Consider the following 18,658-nt stretch of genomic DNA (forward strand, 5'->3'; position numbering starts at 1 on the left):
GGCGCTGATCCGTTGCTGATCGGGCACCCGCACAGTGGCCTCGTGAACCACTCCGCATTCGACCACCAGCGCGTTCAGGTCTCCGAGGGCATCGAGCTGAACGTGGCCACGACCGGTCACGGCAGCCCCGTGGTGCTGCTGCACGGCTTCCCGCAGACCCATCTCATGTGGCGGCACGTCGCCGCCGACCTGGCCAACGACCACACCGTGATCATGCCCGACCTGCGCGGCTACGGCGACAGCGACAAGCCCGCCGACACCGGCCTCACCTACGCCAAGCGCACGATGGCCGCCGACGTCGTCGAGGTCGCCCGCGCGCTCGGGCACGACACGTTCGCCCTGGCGGGCCACGACCGGGGTGCGCTCGTGGCGTTCCGCACCGGTCTCGACCACCCCCGGCACGTCACGCACCTCGCGTCGCTCGACGTCCTGCCGACGCTCGACATGTGGGACGTGATGCGCGGGACGTCCGCCGCGGTCGGCTTCCACCTGTTCCTGATGGCCCAGCCGCCGGGCCTCGCCGAGCAGATGATCGGCGCGACCCCGGACGCCTTCTTCGGCCACTTCCTCGACATCTGGAGCCAGAAACCGTTCCCCGGGGACGTCCGCGCCGAGTACCTGCGCGCCTCACGGGAGGCCGTCACGTCGATCGTCGCGGACTACCGGGCGTCGGCGACGATCGACGTCGAGCACGACACGGCGGACAAGAACGCGGGCACCCAGCTGGAGATGCCGGTCACCGTGCTGCAGCAGGACTGGGGCGCGGCGCTCGGCTTCGACGCGCGGAGCCTCTGGGAGGCCTGGGCTCCCGATCTCGACCACCGCACCGTCTCGTGTGGACACTTCATGGCCGAGGAGGCGCCGGACGTCGTCGCGGCGGCGATCCGCGACCTGCTCAAGCGCTGATCACCCGAAGGCCGGGGCGTTCGCCGCCCCGGCCTTCGAGCCGCTATCCGACCGTGAACGTCACCGCCAGCAGATCGCCGTGCCGGGTGACCGAGCTGACCGGCTGGTTGTTCAGCTCGACGGTGCGGACACCGGGGGCGTGCACGGTGATCGTCACCTGGCCCCGGTCCGCCGTGCGCCCGGCCGCGAGCCTGAGAGTGCTCCCGTCGAACACCGCGGACGCGTTCTCCAGCTTCTTCGACGCCGTCAGCCACGTGCGGCCGTCGACCTCGACCGACTGCCTGCCGAGCACGTCGATGCTCAACGGCTTCTCCCCCGCCCTGCGCACCAACGCGTACCCGCCGCCGAACAGCACGTCGTCGCGCCGATCACCGGTCAGCTGCACGCGGACGTGCCCGTCGCGCACCTGGTGCGCCGACACGATCGCACTCGGTGCGGCCGCCGACCTGGTCTCCAGCAGCGTGGTGAACCGGGTGCCCGTGCCGTCACGACGGGCCAGCACGAACGGGATCTGCCTGCCGTCCGTCGCGAGCCCCGGTCCGGTCGTCTGCAGCACGTGGGTGGACGACGGTGCTAGCGCCCGCATCGACAACACCGACTGCGGCGTCTTCCACTCCGCCTGCCAGGCACCAGCGGACGCGGTTCCCTCAGCGACGGAGCGCAGTTCGTCGTAGCCGAAGTCCTTGTCGTTCGGGTCGAGCACGCAGGTGCCGCAGGCGGGCGGGGTCATCGCAGGGCCGGACAACGCCAGGTCGCCGACGCCGTGCCACGACTGGTCGAACCGGTGCGCCGACGAACCTCGGGCGTCGAAGACGTCCACCGCGTACTCGTCGGTCATCAGCGCGGCCCGCCGCAGCGACACGTCCGGCATCGCCGCGTAGGGCTTGTCCGCCCTGGCGTCGACCACCTGGAACCGCGGTGTGGTGCCGAAGAACTCCAGCGCGCCGCGGATGTTGCGGTCCTGGCTCTTGCCGTCGACCACGACGGTGTTGTGCGCCACCGACTCCCGGTACCAGTTGTTGGTCAGGTCGGCGTTGTCGGCGCCGTAGATCTGGCCGAGGTCGGTCGACTGCAGCGCTCCCCCGCCCACGACGTCGAGGTGCAGCTTGTCCGCGTGGCCGTGGGTGCCGCCCGCGACGCCGTGGTCGAGCCGCAGGGCGTTGGCCTGGAACGGGTCCACCGCTCCCGAGAAGCCCAGCCGCACGTCGTCGAACAACGCCACGCCCGCCGCGTTCTCCACCACCAGCGAGATCCTGGCCGCGATGGCGTCCTTCGGCACGTCGGCGCTCAGCGTGCGGGAACGCCAGCCCAGCAGGTCGTGGAACCTCGTCACGACCGGCGCGGACACCCCCGCCGGCGTCACGAACGACAGCTCCAGCGACGCGCCGCCGTTGTCCCGCAACGGGAGCACCGGCGAGAACGTCCGCGCGTCGAGCTTCACCGACGTCACGTTCCCGCCGGTCACCGGCACGTCGGTCGTCCACGCGCCGCGGTTGAGCCCGCCGGTGATCTTCGCCGACGACGAGCCGCGGTACGGCAGCGGCGACAGTTCCGCCGCGCCCTGCTTGGTCCAGCCGCGCGCCGAGTCCTCGAACCCGCCGGTGCCCAGCAGGTCGTCGGCGAAGAGGCCGAGGTCGTCCACGGTCACGTCACCCTTCACGGACAGCTTCACCGCACGGGCCAGCGGCGGCACGTCCAGGCCTGTCTCACGGGCCGACCAGGAGGAGCCGTCGATCTTCAGCGTTCCCCGCCCGACCTCCCAGCGGTCGTTCAGGAACACCGCCTCGATGCTGCCCCTGCCCTTCGCCATCGCCTGCAACGTCAGGTGCGAGAGCCGTGTGCCGTCGAGCGGGAACTTCTGCGAGGCCGCACCGGTGAGCCTGCGGTCCTTCCACGTCCCGCCGTCGAGCTGCCAGAACGCGGGCTTGGCCTCGCCGGCGAGCGACGCCTCCTCGAAACCGGGGTTCGGCACGAGGTTCCGCGCGTCCGACGACCGCAGCACCGTCTCGCCGAGCCCGCCGAACGTGGCGCTGGGCTGACGCGGCCCGCTCAGGCTCGGCAGGGAGTCGACGCCGAAGCGCAACGCCCACCGGTCCGAACGCGGACGCCCGAGGTTGGTGTAGGCGTAGGACAACCCGGTCGCGAAGTCGCGGGAGCCGTACTCCGCGTAGGCCCACTCGGCCATCGCCGTGAAGCTCGGTCCGAAGCGCCTGCCCCACGTGCCGCCGTCACCGGCCGCCGGGATCGTCAGGTCCGGGTGCAGGTACGGCAGCAGCGTCGTGTGCATCGAGCGGAAGCGTTCGTCGACGGTGTAGTCGCGTTCGCCGAGGTTGCGCGCGGAGACCGCGAGCGAGGTGAGCGCCTGCAGCGCGTACACGTGGTAGCTAGCGGCACCCTCCCACCACCAGCCGTCGGACAGCCTGGCCTTGTCCAGCAGGAACTCGGCGCCCATCTGCGGGTCGTCCAGCGCCCACTTCCGCAGGCCCTCGTCGCCGATCGCGGACCCTGCGCCGTGCACCGCCGCGACCGTCCACGCCTGGAAGTTCGACGTCACCGTCGGATACGCCCGCACCAGTTCGGCCAGCGGCTTCAACAGGTTCAGCGAGATGTCGACGCGGTCGGACTCGGGCAGCGTGTCGCGGATCAGGTCGTAGCCGTCGATCAGCCCGATCGCGGCCACGGCCTCGTCCAGCGACTGGTAGTGCACCCGCCCGTAGATCACGTTCATCGGCACGGACAGGAATCGTTCGGCGTAGTAGGCCAGGACGTCCCGCGCCTTGGCCGCGTAGCGCTGATCACCGGTCACGCGGAAGGCGAGCCCGAGGTCGGCCGCGGCCTGGGCGGCGTTGTTGTGCCAGATCTCGATCCACGCGGCGTCGAGCAGGTCGCCGGTGTAGGACTTGCCGTCGACCGGGCACCGGTGCAGCTTCGGCGAGTTGTAGTCGAACTCCAGCGAGGTGTTGGTGCCGGGGCACTTGAAGTTGCCGCTCCAGCCGCCGTGGTTCACCGGCTGGTCGAGCGGCCTGGCGAGCCACGCGTCCGCCTCCGCCTTCACGACCGAGTCGAACGCCTTGCGCGCCCAGTCCTGCCCGGCGATCCGCTGCTTCAGCGCGTCGAGCTGGGCGGGCGTGCTGTAGACCCGTGGCGCACCACCGGGCGAGGTCGCCTGTTCAGCCTTGAAACTGGCCTGCTGCACCAGGTTCTGGTCACCCGCGGGTGTCGCGGTCAGCACGGTCGAGGCCCCTGCGGGCACCGACACCGAGACGATCGCGGACTCGCCCGGCTGCAGCACCGGGGTCGTGACGGGAGTGACGGTGCCGGAACCGTCGAGGGCCAACTGCAGGGAGTCGGCGGCGGCACGGCGGTTCGTGACCGTGGTCAGGAACTTCGCCTGCTCGCCCGCGGCGGCGCTCTTGGTCTGCGCGTCCGGGGAGATCCACGGCGACTCGGGCGTCACGCGGACGTCGTCGACCCACGCGGTGCCGGTGGCGTTCTGGATCGCCGGGATGATCTGCAGCCTGGTCATCAGCGGCGGCACCCGGAACGTGCCGGAGATCGTCGTCCAGTCGCGGGAGCCGGTCAGCACGCCGTTGAGCAGACCGGACGGCGCGTACACGCTCTGGCCGTTCGCGTCGGTGTACAGGAACCCGACGGTGACCCGCAGGCCACCGGGGAAGTCGGTGTAGTCGGCCGTCTCGACCGCGTCGAGCTTGACCTTCGCCGAGACGTGCACGACGGACCAGGTCTTCTGGTCGACGGGCACGGTGACGAAGCCGCCGATCTTCTGCGTCGGCGAGGCGTCGATGCGCAACGACCGCGTGCCGTGCGACGCGTTCGTGGCGTCGACCTTGTAGGTGGCGCTGAGGTACGGCGTGCACCAGGCGGGTGCCGGACAGGCCTCTGTGGACGGTGAGGTGAGCTCGAAGCTGGGGTTGTTGACCAGGTTCACCCAGGACTCGGCTCGAACCTCGAGATCGTCGAACCGCACGGTGCCCTTCGCGCGGTCCAGCGCGATCGACAGGAACGCCGAGACCGTGCCCGCCGGAACCGCGTGCACGTCGGAGCGTTCGGCCCAGTCCTGCGAGCCGGTGAGGTTGACGCCCTTCCAGGTGCGCTTGCCGGCGGCGTCGACGAACGCGATGCTGATCTTCGCGGCGTTGTCGGCGGTCGCGCCCTGCACGACGTTCTCGAGTTGTGTTCGTGCGGACACCTTGACCGAGCTGATCCGCCGGACGTCGATCCCGAACGACGCCGAGGTGGCGCCTTCCCAGGCCGCGCCCGTGGCGGACGTGACCGTGAGAGCACCGTTCTCGCGCTTGGCGCCGTTGGAGAGCGTCCAGGACGTGATGCCGTTCTCGAAACCTCCGTTGCGCACCAGCTCGTGCGCCACCGGTGTGTCCGGCGCCGGTGGTCCGGGTGCGGCCGAGGCGGTCGCGCTCGTGGCGACGGCCATGGCCGCCACGACGACGAACGCCTGCAAAACCGCGACAGTTCTTCTCATCGGGTTTCCTCCAGATAAGAATTCATTCCGCCTAAGGGAAGGAATTGAACGGCCCCCGCACGTTGCCGGAATCCTGCGACATCACAGATGTCCAGTCAATGCCCGGTTTTCTTACGGCAGTCCACACCGGAATGTTTGCGGAATGATTTCAGGAACCGTTGACCCGCCCGGCTGACGTGGCAATACTGCGTCACGTAAGTGGTGCAGACCATTCATCCTCCCGTCCGCCCACGGGTCCGACCAAGCGGAGGAAGTGCATGCGAACAAAGACGTTGCTCGTGTTCTCCAGCTGCGCGGCGATACTCGCCTCGACCATCGCCGCCCCACCGGCGATGGCGGCCGCGCTGAACAACTACTTCGAGACCCCCGCCGCCGGTTCGCCCTACACGCTCGCGAAATGGGCGGCGGACGGCTGGAACGCGCCCTGGCACCAGGGACTCGACACCCGCAGCTACATCGACTCCAGCGTGAAGCGCAGCGGCAGCAAGTCGTTGCGGGTCACCTACCCGGCGGGCCAGTACGGACCGGGCCCGTCCGGCGCGCAGGCCCCGTTCACCATCCCCCGCGCACAGCAGTACTACGTGGCGCAGTGGGTGCGCTTCAGCCCGGACTTCAGCTGGGGCAACACGAACTTCGCCGGCAAGGTCGGCGTGGGACTCGGCGCGGGCGCGTCCTGCTCCGGCGGCCAGGCCTGCAACGGCTACAACGGCTTCACGTCGCGGTTCATCTGGCGCAGCGGCGGCAAGGCCGCGATCTACTACTACAGCATGGACCGCGCCAGCCAGTACGGCGACCACCGGGACCTCATGCTCGACGGCAAGCCCGTCTACTACCCACCGGGCCAGTGGGTGGAGATCGTGCAGCGGGTCAAGGTGAACACCGTGACCAACGGCAACGCCAACCCCGACGGCGAGATCCAGGTGTGGTTCAACGGCCGCCAGGCCGCGCTGATCACCGGGCTGAAGTTCGTGCGCAACGGCGACCTGATCGACCGGGCGTACCTGTCGTCGTTCGCCGGTGGCGGTGACGCGTCGTTCGCACCGACCAGGACGGGGTACATCTGGTACGACGACCTGCGGGTGAACACCAGCCCGATCTAGCGGTGCGGCTCGGAACGGTGGCGGCTGATCCACGCTCAGCGGGGCACCTCGCGGCACCGCCCCCACGCCCCCGTACAACCAGTACGGGGGCGTGGGGGCGGCACCACGATGCACCCGTCGGACCGCGGATCCGCACGGCACCGTTCCGAGCCGCACCGCTTGCGTCATTTGACGCTCCCCGCCGTGAGCCCCGACCTCCAGTACCGCTGAAGCAACAGGAATGCCAGCACCAACGGCACCAAGGCGAACATCGACCCGACGACCATCAGCGGGTAGTAGTCCGGGTCGATGTTCGCCAGCGAGTTCCAGCTGTACAGGCCGAGGCTCAGGGGGTAGAGCCGCTGGTCGGACAGCATCACCAGGGGCAGGAAGAAGTTGTTCCAGATCGACGTGAGCTGGAACAGGAAGATCGTCACGTAGCCCGGCGCGAGCATCCGCAGCCCCACGGACACGAAGCTGCGGATCTCCGTCGCGCCGTCCACCCGTGCCGCTTCCAGCACCTCGTTCGGCACGTAGGCGGCGGAGAACACCCGAGCCAGGTACACGCCGAACGGGTTGAACAGCACCGGGATTATCACCGACCAGACCGTGTTCGCCACACCGGCCGCGGACGCCATCAGGTACAGCGGCAGCGCCAGCACGGCGGCCGGCACCATCACCGACACGAGCACCAGGGCGAACAGGGAGTTCTTGCCGGTGAACGAGAACTTGTCGAACACGTACCCGGCGGCCGTGCTGATCAACGAGCCGACCGCCGCGCCGCCGGCCGCGTACAGGACGCTGTTGAGGTACCGGTGGCCATAGATGCCCTTCTCCTGGGTGAACAACGCCTGGACGTTGTCGGCGAGGGCGAAGTTCTCCAGCGAGAAGAAGTCGGAGGCGAACAGCGTCTCGGTGTCCACTGTGGAGGCGAGCAGCAGCCAGACCAGCGGCAGCAACGCGTACAGGGCGCCGACGCCGATCACGACGTTCGCGGTGATCCGTCCGGTCATGCGCGGCCTCCCCGGGAGGCGCCGCGGGTGACGGCGAAGGACAGCAGGCAGCACACGACCAGGAGCAGCACCGAGGCCGCCGAGGCGAGGCTGTGGTTGTTGCGGGCGAACGCCGCGTCGTAGACGTACATGTTCGGTGTGAAGCGGGGGCCGATCAGCGGGGTGACCTTGCTGAGCAGCATGGGCTCGGTGAACAGCTGCAGCGCGGCGATCACGGTGAAGATCAGCACGGTCACGACCGTGCCCCTGATCAGCGGCACCTTGATCGTCACGGCCGCGCGCAGCGGGCCGGCGCCGTCGATGGCGGCGGCCTCGAGCACCTCCCGCGGCACGGCTCGCAGCGCGGCGAAGAAGATCACCGTCGTGTAGCCGAGTCCGCTCCACAGCGCGATGTTCACCAGCGACGGCACGACCATCTCGAGCCCGAGGAAGTCGACCTCCAGGTCGAGGCCCCTCATCAGGTCGATCACCGGCGAGATGCCCGGGGTGTAGAGGTAGAGCCACAGGACGGTGGCGATGATGCCGGGCACCGCGTGCGGCACGAACAGGATCGTCTGGCTGATCTGGCGCAGCCGCACAACACCCGAGTCGAACAGCAGCGCGAGCAACAGTGCGCCGACAATCACCAGCGGGATGAACACGGCCGAGTACAGCAACGTCACACCGACGCCCTGCAGGAAGCTGGGGTCGGTCAGCACGACGCCGTAGTTGCGCAGGCCGACGAACGCCGTCCGGCCGTTGCCGAAGCCGAGTCCGGTGTGCGAGCGGGCGAAGAAGCTGAGGTAGACCGCGTACAGCGTGGGAGCGAGGAACACCACGAGCAGCAGGGCGACGAACGGGCCGAGCAGAAGGCCGACGGCGGAGCGTTGCCGGATCACGAACGCCTCACCGCCAGGCCGAGGCTGCGCATGTCCGGCAGCGTCTCCGCCTCGGCGTCGCGCAGGGCCCGCGCGATCGTGGTGCCGTACGGGATGCGGGCCAGGCCGTGGTGGATCGACGTGGCGGTGGACTGCATGCGCGGCCCCCACGTCCAGTCGCCGTGCTGCAGCTCGTACTGCCGCGCGGCGAGGCCGTAGAGGTCCTGGCCGCCGTAGAACGTGGTCTTGAACTGCGTGGACGCCGGTCCCCACAGCTTCGGCGAGGCCGGGAAGAGGCTGGACCGACCGCTGGACAGCCGTGCGGTGATCGCCTCGGGAGAGGTCGACATCCACTCGACGAACCGCATCGCGCGGTCCTTCTTGGTGCTCTCGGCGGTGATCACGTGCAGCGAGGCGCCGTCACGGCCGATCGACGGCCGGGCCGGGTCCCACTGCGGGACGGGGGCGATCCGCCACTTCCCCGCGCCGCCCGGCACCGACGACGCGAGCGCGGCGACGCCCCAGACGCTGACGAGGTGGGCGGCGACGCGTCCCCCGGCCAGCGCCGCCAGCCACTCCTGGCTGCTGCCGGGCGCGAGGAACAGCAGGTCCTCGTCGAGCAGCCCCTGCCAGTACTCCGCCGCCCGCAACGACCCCTGGTCGGTGAAGTTCACGACCCACGAGTCGCGGTCGACGTCGAACCAGCGGCCACCGGCCTGCATGACGTGGGCGGCGAGCAGGTTGTAGCCGTTGGGGTGGAAGGCGGTCAGGTGGATGCCGCGCGCCTTCAGCACCCGAGCCGCGTCGCGGAACTCGTCCCACGTGGTCGGCACCTCGACGCCGTGGTCGCGCAGGAGGTCCTCGCGGTAGAGCATCAGCAACGGCGGCAGGTCCAGCGGAACGCCGTAGACCTTCCCGCCGAACGTCGCACCGGACCACGCCACCTCGCCGAGTTCCGCCCGCGACCGCGCGCTGACCAGGTCCGTGACGTCGGCGGCGACACCGTCGAGCGCGAACATCGGCAGGTCGGCGTCGGCCATCGACACCACGTCCGGCGCGTTGCCCGCGCGGGCGGCGTTGGACAGCTTCGCGTTGCCACCGGCGAACCCCGAGGTCACGGTCTCCAGCACCACGGGCTCGCGGGGGTTCGCGGAGTTCCAGGCGTCCACGACGGTGTTCGTGCCGCGCAACGACGACCAGAACAGCAACGGACCGTTCGGGTCCATTGTGGACGAGCATCCCGCGAGCAAGGTCAGACCGGTGGCAGCGAGCAGGCCGCGCCGGCTGATCACGGACGAACCGCCGGACTCGCCACGTCCACGGGGTTGCCGCGGTCGGCGGCCCGGTAGACGGCCAGGGCTGCGGAGACGACGGATCGCCCGTAGTCGCCGTCGACGTACTCGCCGCCCTCACCCCGGGCAGCGGACACGAACCCGTCGAGCTGGGTGCGGAACGCCGAACGCAGGTGGCCGGGGCTCGCCTCGACCAGCGTCGTGATGGTGCCGTCCCGCAGCAGCAACAGGCCGTCGCTCGCGCTCACCCGCAACGTCACCTCGGGCATGACGACGTCGGTCTCGTCGTAGTACGGCGTTCCCCTGCTCGTCAGCACGACGCTGGCGGTGACGCCGTTGGCGAGTTCGATCAACGCCAGCGAGTCGGTCTCGACGTCGATCCCGTCACGGCCGCGCACCACGCTGCTGACCCTCCGCACGGTGCCGCCGCCGAACCACTGGATGCGGTCGAGGCCGTGCGTGCCGACGTTCAGCACGATGCCGCCGCCGGCCAGCACGGGGTCGAAGAACCACGCGGGCCGCGAGTCCGGCTCGTAGTGCGCGGAACGGCGGTGCGCGATCAGCAACGGCGAACCGAACTCACCGGACGCGATCAGCGCGCGGGTCTCCCGCGCCACCGGGTCGAAGTGGATGACGTGCGCGACCGCGAGCAGCACGCCCGCGTCCCGGCAGACCTCGATCATCCGCGAGCAGTCCTCGACGGTCGTGGCCATCGGCTTCTCCACCAGCACGTGCAACCCGGCCTCGGCGGCGTCCACGACCTGCTGGGCGTGCAGCGCGTGCGGGGTCGTGATGATGACGGCGTCGAGGTTCGCCTCGGTGATCATCGTCCGGTGGTCCTCGTACACCTCGACACCCGGTGCCGCGAGCGCCTCGGCGGCCTCGCGCCGCACGTCGCAGATCGCCGAGATCGCGTAGGCGTCGGCTCCGGCCGCCGCACGGACGTGATGTGCGCCGACCGCGCCGGCGCCCAGGAGTCCGATCCGGAATGACGTCATGTTCCTGCTTTCTCGGGAAGCTTCAGCTCTGCCGAACCGCACGACGCCCTGACGACGAGCCGCGGCTGGATCAGCACCTGTTGGGAGGGGACGTGGCGGCCACCGTCGATGCGGTGGAGCAGCAGCTGGGCGGCGAGCGCGCCCACCTCGGTCTTGGGAGGCGACACGGCGGTCAGCGGGACGTCGCCGACCTCCGCCACCTCGTCGTCGTAGGCGACCACGGCGAGGTCGCCCGGCACCGACAGGCCGAGCCTGCGGGCGGCGACGATCAGCGCGGCGGCGTCGCGGTCACCGTGGCAGAACACCGCCGTGACACCGGTTTCGACGCAACGACGTGCGTACGCGGAGATGTCCTGGGCCTGCCAGAGCAGCCTGCACGAGGTGGCGGCCGCCTCGACCTTCAACAGCTCGACTGCCTGCTCGAACCCGGCCGCGACCTGTTCGGACGTGCCGGTGCTGACGCGGCCCAGGAAGCCGATCCTGTGGTGTCCCAGTGACTTCAGGTGCCGGACGGCCTTGCAGACACCGCCGGCGTGGTCCGTGCCGACGAACGTGGTCGGGTCGTCGGGCTCGGGTGACGGCGGGCGCCGTTCGGCCAGCACGTACGGGACCGGGAGGTCGCGCAGGCCGTCCACGTAGGACTGCGGGTCGTCCATGAGGTGCAGGCTCGGCACCAGGAGCAGGCCCTGCACCCCGGTCTCGAGCATGGTGCGCAGCTCGTCGCGTTCGACGTCGAGGTCGTACTTCGAACACACCAGCACGACTCCGACGCCCGCTCCGCGCAGCACGCGTTGCAGTCCGTCGATCACGCGCGGGTAGTAGTAGGTCGTCGACGGGACGAGCACGCCGACAAGCGGCCGTCCCGACCCGATCGGCGTGGTCTCGGAGCGCACGAACGTCCCCGCGCCCTGCCTGCGCAGCACGATCTGCTCGTGCACGAGCTGGCCGACGGCACGCCGGATCGTGTTGATGCTGACCGACAGCGTGGTCGCGAGCTCGCGCTCGACGGGCAGCTGGTCGCCGGGCCCGTACACCCCGTCGGCGATGTCCTTGCGCAGACGGTCAGCCGCCCACTGCCATTTCGGGCGAGCGGAGGAATGAAGGAATGAATCCTCCGATTCAGCTGATGTCATGCCGGGAAGAATGACTGATGATGCTGCTTGCCGCAAGAGGTGACCTGTGATTTTGTTTGCCGAGACCACATCAGGCCAAAAATTCATTCCTTTCAGAGAATGAATTCGTTCGACGCTGGGAGTGTGCCCTCATGAATGAGGAAGAGCTCGAAGAAGAACTCGGCAGGCCCTCTCCCGCACTGGTCGCGGAGGCCGCGGGCTGGGGTGACGTCGTCGTGCTCGGGGCGGGCGGCAAGACGGGATCGGGCATCGCCGGCATGGCCCGGCGCGCCCTGTCCGCGGCGGGCGCCGACGCACGGGTGCGGGCGGTCTCGCGCTGGTCCGACGAGGACGGTCGAGCCCGTGTCGAGGCCCAGGGCGTCGAGGTCGTGACGGCCGACCTGGGAGATCCCTCGGCGGTCGCCGGGCTGCCGGACGCCGACACGGTGATCTTCCTGGTGGGCGCCAAGTTCGGCACCGCGGGCGCGCCGGAACAGGCGTGGATGACCAACACCGTGCTGCCCGCGTACGTCGCCGACCGCTACCCGAAAGCGCGGATCGTCGCGCTGTCCACGGGCAACGTCTACGGCATGACCGCGCCGGTCACCGGGGGCAGCGTGGAGTCCGACGAGCCGCGGCCCGACGGCGACTACGCGATCACGTGCCGCGGCCGTGAGCAGGTGTTCACGCACGCCGCGCGGACTCGCGGCACGCCCGTCGCGTTGATCAGGCTCAACTACGCCTGCGAACCCCGTTACGGCGTGATCGCCGATCTCGCGCGCACGCTCGTGGACAGCAAACCGATCGACCTCACGACCGGTGCCGTGAACGTGGTGTGGCAGCGGTACGCCAACGAGGTCGTGCTGCGCAGCGCCGGGCACGCGTCGGACTCGCCGTTCGTGCTGAACCTGACGGGGCCGGAGACCGCGTCCGTGCGGTCGATCGCCACGCGCCTGGCCGCACGGCTCGGCGTGGAGGCCACCTTCACCGGCTACCTGCCGGAGACCTCGCTGCTCAGTGACGCGACGACGTGCCACGAGCTCTTCGGCTACCCGGACCGCACGCTCGGGCAGCTGATCGACCTGCAGACCTCGTGGCTGCGCGACGGCGGGCCGCTGTGGTCGAAGCCGACGAAGTTCGAGCGACGGGACGGGCGGTTCTGATGGACTTCGCGACGACTGCCCTGCTGCACCGCGGCACGGTGATCCCCGCGCACCCGCTGGCGCTGGACTCCTCCCGCCGGCTGGACGAGGAACGGCAACGGGCGCTGACCCGCCACTACCTGGAGGCGGGCGCCGGTGGGCTCGCGGTCGGGGTGCACACCACGCAGTTCGAGATCCGGGAGCACGGGCTCTACCGGCCGGTGCTGGAACTGGCGGCGGACGAGATCGGCGCCAGGACACCGTTCGTGCGGGTCGCGGGCGTCGCCGGTCCCACCGGTCAGGCGGTCGCCGAGGCCGAGACCGCCCGCGAACTCGGGTACGATGCCGTCCTGGTCTCCCCCGGCGGCCTCCCGGACCACTCCCCCGACGACCTGCTGGACCGCGCCGCCGCGATCGGCGAGGTCCTGCCCACCATCGGGTTCTACCTGCAGGAGGCCGTCGGCGGCCGCTACCTGCCCCGCTCCTACTGGCGCCGCCTCGCCGACCAGCCGTCCACGGTGGCGGTCAAGGCCGCGCCCTTCGACCGCTACCGCACGCTCGAACTGGTCCAGGGCGTCGCCGACTCCGACCGGGGCGGCGAGGTCGCCCTCTACACCGGCAACGACGACAACATCATCAGCGACCTGCTCACCCCGTTCCACGTCCGCGGTGGCGTGCGGAGGTTCGTCGGCGGGTTGCTCGGGCACTGGGCGGTCTGGACGCGGTCGGCCGTGCGGATCCTCGAGGACGCCCACGCCGCCGCGAACGGTGACGCGGAGGCACGAACTCGCGTCGAGGGGCTCAACGCCATGTGCGTGGACGCCAACGCCGCCGTGTTCGACGTGCGCAACGGGTTCGCGGGGGTGATCGCCGGCGTGCACGAGGTGTTGCGGCGCGAGGGAGTCCTGCGCGGCATCTGGTGCCTCGACCCGCACGAGACCCTCTCCCCCGGCCAGGCGGAGGAACTGACCCGCGTGCAGGACGCCTACGCGGACCACCTGAAGTGAGAACAGGTGCGGGCATCGCGTCCGCCCACGGATGCCCGCACCTCACCCTGGCCCGCAGATCCTTTGCGTGTCAACGGAATCAATTCGTCCCAGGAGGAACGTCGTGGCGATTCGCAGGCAAGGCAAGGAACCCCGCCGCCGCACAGGTCACTTCGTGCTGCGCGGGGACATGGACATCCGCGTGATCGGGAACGCGGAGGAGGCGGCGAAGCTGTTGCGCAGGCACGTCCGCGACGCCACCGGCATCGTCCTCGGCAACTCACCGGAAGGCGTGGTCATGGTGACGCACGAGCCGGCGATGCGCGGACTCGGTGAAGAAGGCTATGCCCTGCTGGTGAGTTCGCACGCGGTGATGCTGCGTGCGGCCACTCCAGCAGGGCTCCTCAACGCGGTCGAGCAGTTCCGCCGGCTGCTGTCAGCCGGCGGAACCGTCACCGCCGCGGACCTGACTCACTTGACCGCCCCGGCCGTGGCACCGGCCTGGATGTAGCGCTGGAAGCACACGTACGCGAGCAGCACCGGCAGCATCGCGATGGTGAGGCCGGCGAACAGGCCGCTCCAGTCGCTCTGGTAGCCCTGCGACGTCGAGAGCGCCGCGAGTCCCTGCGCCAGCACGTAGTTCTCCGGATCCGGGTTGAGCACCAGCGGCAGCAGGTACTGGTTCCACAGGCCGAGGAAGTTGAAGATCGCGACCGACACCAGGCCCGGCCGCGCCATCGGCAGCATCACCCGGAAGAACACGCCCCAGTGCGTGCAGCCGTCGATGAACGCCGCCTCGGCGATCGCGGACGGCAGCGTGCGGAAGAACGCGTGCAGGAAGAAGATGGTGAACGGCGTCGCGAACGTCGCGTACACCAGGATCAGCCCGAGCTTCGTGCCCAGCAGGCCCATCTGCTCGACCGTGAAGAACAACGGCACCAGAGCCAGGAACGTCGGGAAGAACTGGGACGTCACGAACAGGTAGTAGACGAACCTGTTGCCCGGGAACCGATAACGCGCGAGCGTGTAGGCCGCGAGGCCGCCGACCAGCATGGTCAGGAACAACGCGCCGCCGACGACGATCACCGAGTTCAGGAAGTACTGCCCGATCGACGCCTCGTTCCAGGCACGGGAGAAGTTCTCCCAGCGCACCTCGGAAGGCACCGTCCACGGACTCGTCAGGATCTCCGCGTCGGACTTGAACGAGCTCGTCACCGCCCACAGCAGCGGGAACGCCGTGACGATCGCCCAGAAGCCGAGCGCGATGTGCAGCGGGAACCGTTTCATGCCAGCTCCGTCCGGTTCTTGTTGCCGCGCAACGCCACGAGCGCGAACACGAGGGTGCCGAAGAACAACGCGACGCCCATCGCGCTGGCGTAGCCGAACTTGCCGTACTCGAACGCCGTCCGGTACAGCGACAGGCCCATCACCTCGGTGGAGCCGTCCGGACCGCCCGGACCGACCGTCATGATCTGGACCAGCGCGAACGCGTCGAGCGCGACCATGCCGAGGTAGACGAACGCCACCTGGACGTTGTCGCGCAGCAACGGCAGCGTGATGCGCCGGAACGTGGTCCAGCCCGACGAGCCGTCGATCAGCGCGGCCTCGAAGATCTCCTTGGGGATGCCGTCGATCGCGGCGCTGAACAGCACCATGTAGAAGCCGACGCCCGACCAGATCATCACCGCCATCACGGCGAACAGCGCGAGACCCGGTTCGGCGAGCCAGCTCCGGGCGAGGCCGTCCAGGCCGATGGCGCGCAGCACACCGTTGATCAGGCCGTTGTTCGGGTTGTAGGCGAAGCCCCACAGCACGGCGACGATCGCGACCGACAGCATCTGGGGGAAGAAGAACACGATCTCGTAGAACCGCGATCCCCGCACGCCGGTGCGGCCGTCCTTGCCGCCGCGCTGGATCATCGTCGCCAGGAACAGACCGATGCCGATCGTCGCCGCAGGCATCAGCAGCAACAGCAGCAGGTTGTTCCCGATGGCGTCGAGGAACAGCGAGTCGCCCGCGAGCCGGGTGAAGTTGTCGAACCCGACGAAGTCCGCCTTGCCCGCGACGCCGTTCCAGTCCGTCAGCGACAGGTAGAACGCCTGCGCGTAGGGCGACACGACGAAGACGAGGTGCAGCACGAGCGCGGGTGCGAGGGCGCCGATGACGAACCCGTACCCGCGGTTGAGCCTGCGGCGCTTGCGCGGCGCGGGTGGAGCGGGCGCCGCTGCCCGCTCCACCGGCCTGGCCAGAACGCTCACTTCCGCTCGTACTTCTTGATGCTGGTGTCCTTCGCCAGGTCGTCCGCGGCCTTCTGCACGCGGTCGACCCACTCGGCGGGCGTGATCCGCCGGGTGATGAGCTCGGCCACGCTGTCGTCGACGGCCTTGGTCAGCGTCGGGTACCAGATGCGGTGCCGGTAGTTGATCGTGTCGTCACCGGCGTTCTTCACCGCCTCCGCGACCGAGCTCAGCGCCGGGGACATCGTGAGGCCCTCGGTGACGCCCTTGACCGCCGGCAGGGTGCCGACGGACTTGGCGAAGTCCTTCATGGCGTTGCGGGAGAACAGCATCCGCAGGAACTCCAGTCCACCCTGGACGTTCTTGCCTTGGCTCGGCACGAGGTAGGCCTCGCTGCTGGCCGCGTGGATGGCGTTCGTCTTGAGCTTGCTGTTGGAGTCCAGCGACGGCACGGCGCCCATCACCATGTCGAACCCGGCGGGCGTGACGGACTTCTGCTCGGCTTCGAGCCACGAGCCGCTCGGGATGATCGCGGCCTTGCCCTGGCACCAGGCGGCCTGCGCCTCGGTGTGCGACAACGCCTCCGAGCCCGCCATGAGGTACCCCTTGGCGGACAGCTCGGTGATCGCCTCCGCCGCGGCCTTCACGGACTCGTGCCGCCAGGCGTTCGGCTCCAGGTTGTCGATGGACCTGAGCAGGTCCATGCCACCGCCGCGCACGGCCATGACCAGCAGCGGGTCGGTGACGTACTCGGGGAACTTGCCCTGGTAGGTCCAGGGCGCGACACCGGTCTTCTTGATGTCCTCGCAGAGCTCCAGCATCTCCTGCCAGATCTTCGGCCACATCCAGCCGTTCTTCTCGAACAGCGGCTTGGAGTACCACAGGCCCCACGCGGTGTAGGCGTAGTTGAAGCGCACGAACGAACCGTCGTAGATCCCGTCCTCGACCACGCCGGGCAGCAGGGTGTCGCGCACCTTGACGTTCGGGTCGTCCCACGACGGCGCGTCGAGCAGCTTGTCGAGGTTCTCCAGTTGCCGCGACTGGTTGAGCGCGGCGATGTCGAGACGACCGGCGCCGGTGTTGTTGACGACGTCCGGCGGGTTGCCCGCGACGAACCTCGGCCGCAGCGTGTCGCCGACCTTCTGGATGCCCTTGTGGTCGATGGCCGCGCCACCGAACTGCTTCTTGTACACGGCTTCCGCGGCGAGCACGTAGTCGTCGCCGTAGGCGCCCTTGAAGACGACGACCTCCAGCGGGGCGTCGGCCTTGACGCCGAACGGGTTCGTGGCGCTCTTGTCGCCACCGGACGACTGGGGTCCGCTGTTGCCGCCGGCGGTGACGCAGGCGGCCAGGCCGGGCACGGTCAAGCCCAGCACCGCGGCGGCTCTGAGCATGCTGCGCCGCGAGATCTCGTGGGAGGACATGGCGGGTCCGTTCTTGTCGTGGGATCAGGGAAGGGCGAGCCAGCCGCAGCCCTGGCGCCAGTGGCCGCCGGACTCCAGGTGGCTGACGATCGCGCGTTGCAACGTGGTGTCCCGCGGCAGGGCGGCGAGGTCGCCGGTGCCGGGAGGGAGGTGGTGCACGAACTCGAGCACGTCGCTGTCGCAGTCCGGGGCCGGTCCGAAACTCGTCCAGCGGCGTTGGAACCGCACGATGTTCGAGGTCTCGGGCAGGAAGTCCGCGAGCTGCGGGTCGAGGAGCCACGAGCGGCAGGTGCCGTACTCGTGGAGCTCGTCCGGGAAGTGCGTCTGGAAGAACGGCCGGGCGCGGCGGAACGACTCGTCGCACGCCTCGGGCGTCATGGGGCCGTCGCCGGGGATGTGGACCTCCAGGACGGGGGTGCCGTCCTTCGGGCCGCCCTCGGACTCGGCCCGGTACTCGTCGACCGTGAGGGTGGCGCGGTCGAACTGCAGCCTGCCGAGGCGGAAGAGCGTGCCGCGGAAGTGCCGCACCAGCCAGCCCTGCCGGTCGAAACCGCCCCGGTCGTAGTACTTGCGGTAGCTGACGACCTTGGCGCCCAGGTCCCGCACCGTCGCCTCGGTGACGTCGAACGGGACCCCGAGCACGCGGTGCAGGTTCAGCAACGACGGCAGCGCGAGCAGGTAGAGGTGGACGTAGAAGTAGCGTCCGGCCGCGCCGAGCCCGGCGGGCGCGTCCGGCCAGACGACCTCGCGACTGGGGATCGGGTCGGCCGCGTAGAGGACCTGGTGGCACCTCTCGAGCGCCTGCCACAGCTCCGGTGTCCTGTTCGGACCGGGCATGCTCGCCAGCACGCCGGCGTGGTCGACGTCCGGAACGCCGAGCAGCGCGAGCCGGCGGGCGGCCTCGTCCGTCGTGAGCGGGTCGAGGTCGGCGACGTCGGCCCCCGGCTGTCGCAGCAGCACGGCGAGCCAGTCGTCGGTCTCGCTCATCGCGGCACCTGCTTTCGGAGATTCCTTCCCCGAAAAGGGAATGAATACGGCGTGTCTTGCCCTGGTTCGGCACATCATTATGTGTGACCTCCTGCACGTCAATGATTCTTCGCAGGTCACACGA

Annotated in this window: 15 protein-coding genes; 5 read left to right on the forward strand and 10 right to left on the reverse strand. The window is 69.6% G+C overall.

Features of this window, described 5'->3' with window-relative positions:
- The first annotated feature begins 42 nt into the window (after window positions 1–42).
- A complete protein-coding gene (locus IE307_RS07045; RefSeq protein ID WP_191296858.1) occupies window positions 43–906 on the forward strand; it encodes an alpha/beta fold hydrolase in 864 nt (287 codons plus the stop codon).
- 43 nt (window positions 907–949) lie between these two features.
- On the opposite strand, the gene IE307_RS07050 is transcribed toward IE307_RS07045, so the two are convergent.
- Window positions 950–5,407 (reverse strand): alginate lyase family protein, encoded by a 4,458-nt coding sequence (locus IE307_RS07050; RefSeq protein ID WP_191296861.1) that lies wholly within the window; start codon window positions 5,405–5,407, stop codon window positions 950–952.
- 257 nt (window positions 5,408–5,664) lie between these two features.
- Between IE307_RS07050 and IE307_RS07055 the strand changes: the two genes are divergently transcribed.
- Entirely contained in the window at window positions 5,665–6,507 is an 843-nt protein-coding gene (locus IE307_RS07055) for a polysaccharide lyase (protein WP_191296863.1), read from the forward strand.
- A 164-nt stretch (window positions 6,508–6,671) separates the two neighbouring features.
- On the opposite strand, the gene IE307_RS07060 is transcribed toward IE307_RS07055, so the two are convergent.
- Genes IE307_RS07060 through IE307_RS07080 form a run of 5 tightly spaced genes read right to left on the reverse strand, consistent with a single transcriptional unit; the run spans window position 6,672 to window position 11,779 of the window.
- Complete coding sequence (locus IE307_RS07060; protein WP_191296865.1) at window positions 6,672–7,499, reverse strand: carbohydrate ABC transporter permease; 828 nt, start codon at window positions 7,497–7,499, stop codon at window positions 6,672–6,674.
- Window positions 7,496–8,377 carry a carbohydrate ABC transporter permease gene (locus tag IE307_RS07065; RefSeq protein WP_191296867.1) on the reverse strand — a complete coding sequence of 294 codons (882 nt, stop codon included), beginning with the start codon at window positions 8,375–8,377 and terminating at the stop codon, window positions 7,496–7,498. Before IE307_RS07065 ends, IE307_RS07060 begins: the two co-directional genes overlap by 4 nt.
- Window positions 8,374–9,648: an ABC transporter substrate-binding protein gene (locus IE307_RS07070; protein ID WP_229904488.1), complete on the reverse strand. Its 1,275-nt coding sequence runs from the start codon at window positions 9,646–9,648 to the stop codon at window positions 8,374–8,376. The genes IE307_RS07065 and IE307_RS07070 overlap by 4 nt, the downstream gene beginning before the upstream one ends.
- Window positions 9,645–10,646 carry a Gfo/Idh/MocA family protein gene (locus tag IE307_RS07075; protein ID WP_191296868.1) on the reverse strand — a complete coding sequence of 334 codons (1,002 nt, stop codon included), beginning with the start codon at window positions 10,644–10,646 and terminating at the stop codon, window positions 9,645–9,647. The genes IE307_RS07070 and IE307_RS07075 overlap by 4 nt, the downstream gene beginning before the upstream one ends.
- Window positions 10,643–11,779, reverse strand: a complete 1,137-nt coding sequence (locus IE307_RS07080) for a GntR family transcriptional regulator (RefSeq protein WP_191296871.1) — start codon at window positions 11,777–11,779, stop codon at window positions 10,643–10,645. Before IE307_RS07080 ends, IE307_RS07075 begins: the two co-directional genes overlap by 4 nt.
- Before the next feature lie 131 nt (window positions 11,780–11,910).
- On the opposite strand from IE307_RS07080, the gene IE307_RS07085 reads away from it, so the two are divergent.
- The 3 genes from IE307_RS07085 (at window position 11,911) to IE307_RS07095 (ending at window position 14,397) form a co-directional block, all read left to right on the forward strand.
- Window positions 11,911–12,921, forward strand: a complete 1,011-nt coding sequence (locus IE307_RS07085; protein ID WP_191296873.1) for an NAD-dependent epimerase/dehydratase family protein — start codon at window positions 11,911–11,913, stop codon at window positions 12,919–12,921.
- Window positions 12,921–13,907 carry a dihydrodipicolinate synthase family protein gene (locus IE307_RS07090; RefSeq protein ID WP_191296875.1) on the forward strand — a complete coding sequence of 329 codons (987 nt, stop codon included), beginning with the start codon at window positions 12,921–12,923 and terminating at the stop codon, window positions 13,905–13,907. Before IE307_RS07085 ends, IE307_RS07090 begins: the two co-directional genes overlap by 1 nt.
- A gap of 103 nt (window positions 13,908–14,010) precedes the next feature.
- Window positions 14,011–14,397 carry a glycoside hydrolase family 20 zincin-like fold domain-containing protein gene (locus IE307_RS07095; protein WP_191296877.1) on the forward strand — a complete coding sequence of 129 codons (387 nt, stop codon included), beginning with the start codon at window positions 14,011–14,013 and terminating at the stop codon, window positions 14,395–14,397.
- Here the strand turns inward: IE307_RS07095 and IE307_RS07100 are convergent.
- From IE307_RS07100 to IE307_RS07115, 4 genes are read right to left on the reverse strand one after another with little or no spacing between them, the layout of a single operon-like run.
- Window positions 14,358–15,173, reverse strand: a complete 816-nt coding sequence (locus IE307_RS07100) for a carbohydrate ABC transporter permease (RefSeq protein ID WP_191296878.1) — start codon at window positions 15,171–15,173, stop codon at window positions 14,358–14,360. The genes IE307_RS07095 and IE307_RS07100 overlap by 40 nt on opposite strands.
- Window positions 15,170–16,144 (reverse strand): carbohydrate ABC transporter permease, encoded by a 975-nt coding sequence (locus IE307_RS07105; protein WP_229904489.1) that lies wholly within the window; start codon window positions 16,142–16,144, stop codon window positions 15,170–15,172. Before IE307_RS07105 ends, IE307_RS07100 begins: the two co-directional genes overlap by 4 nt.
- Complete coding sequence (gene ngcE / locus IE307_RS07110; protein WP_191296880.1) at window positions 16,141–17,547, reverse strand: N-acetylglucosamine/diacetylchitobiose ABC transporter substrate-binding protein; 1,407 nt, start codon at window positions 17,545–17,547, stop codon at window positions 16,141–16,143. The genes IE307_RS07105 and ngcE overlap by 4 nt, the downstream gene beginning before the upstream one ends.
- A gap of 24 nt (window positions 17,548–17,571) precedes the next feature.
- Window positions 17,572–18,534, reverse strand: coding sequence for an acyltransferase domain-containing protein (locus IE307_RS07115; protein WP_191296882.1), 963 nt, complete (start codon window positions 18,532–18,534; stop codon window positions 17,572–17,574).
- Window positions 18,535–18,658: the final 124 nt, after the last annotated feature.

Source organism: Lentzea cavernae, assembly GCF_014653695.1.
In the GTDB taxonomy this organism is placed as follows: domain Bacteria; phylum Actinomycetota; class Actinomycetes; order Mycobacteriales; family Pseudonocardiaceae; genus Lentzea; species Lentzea cavernae.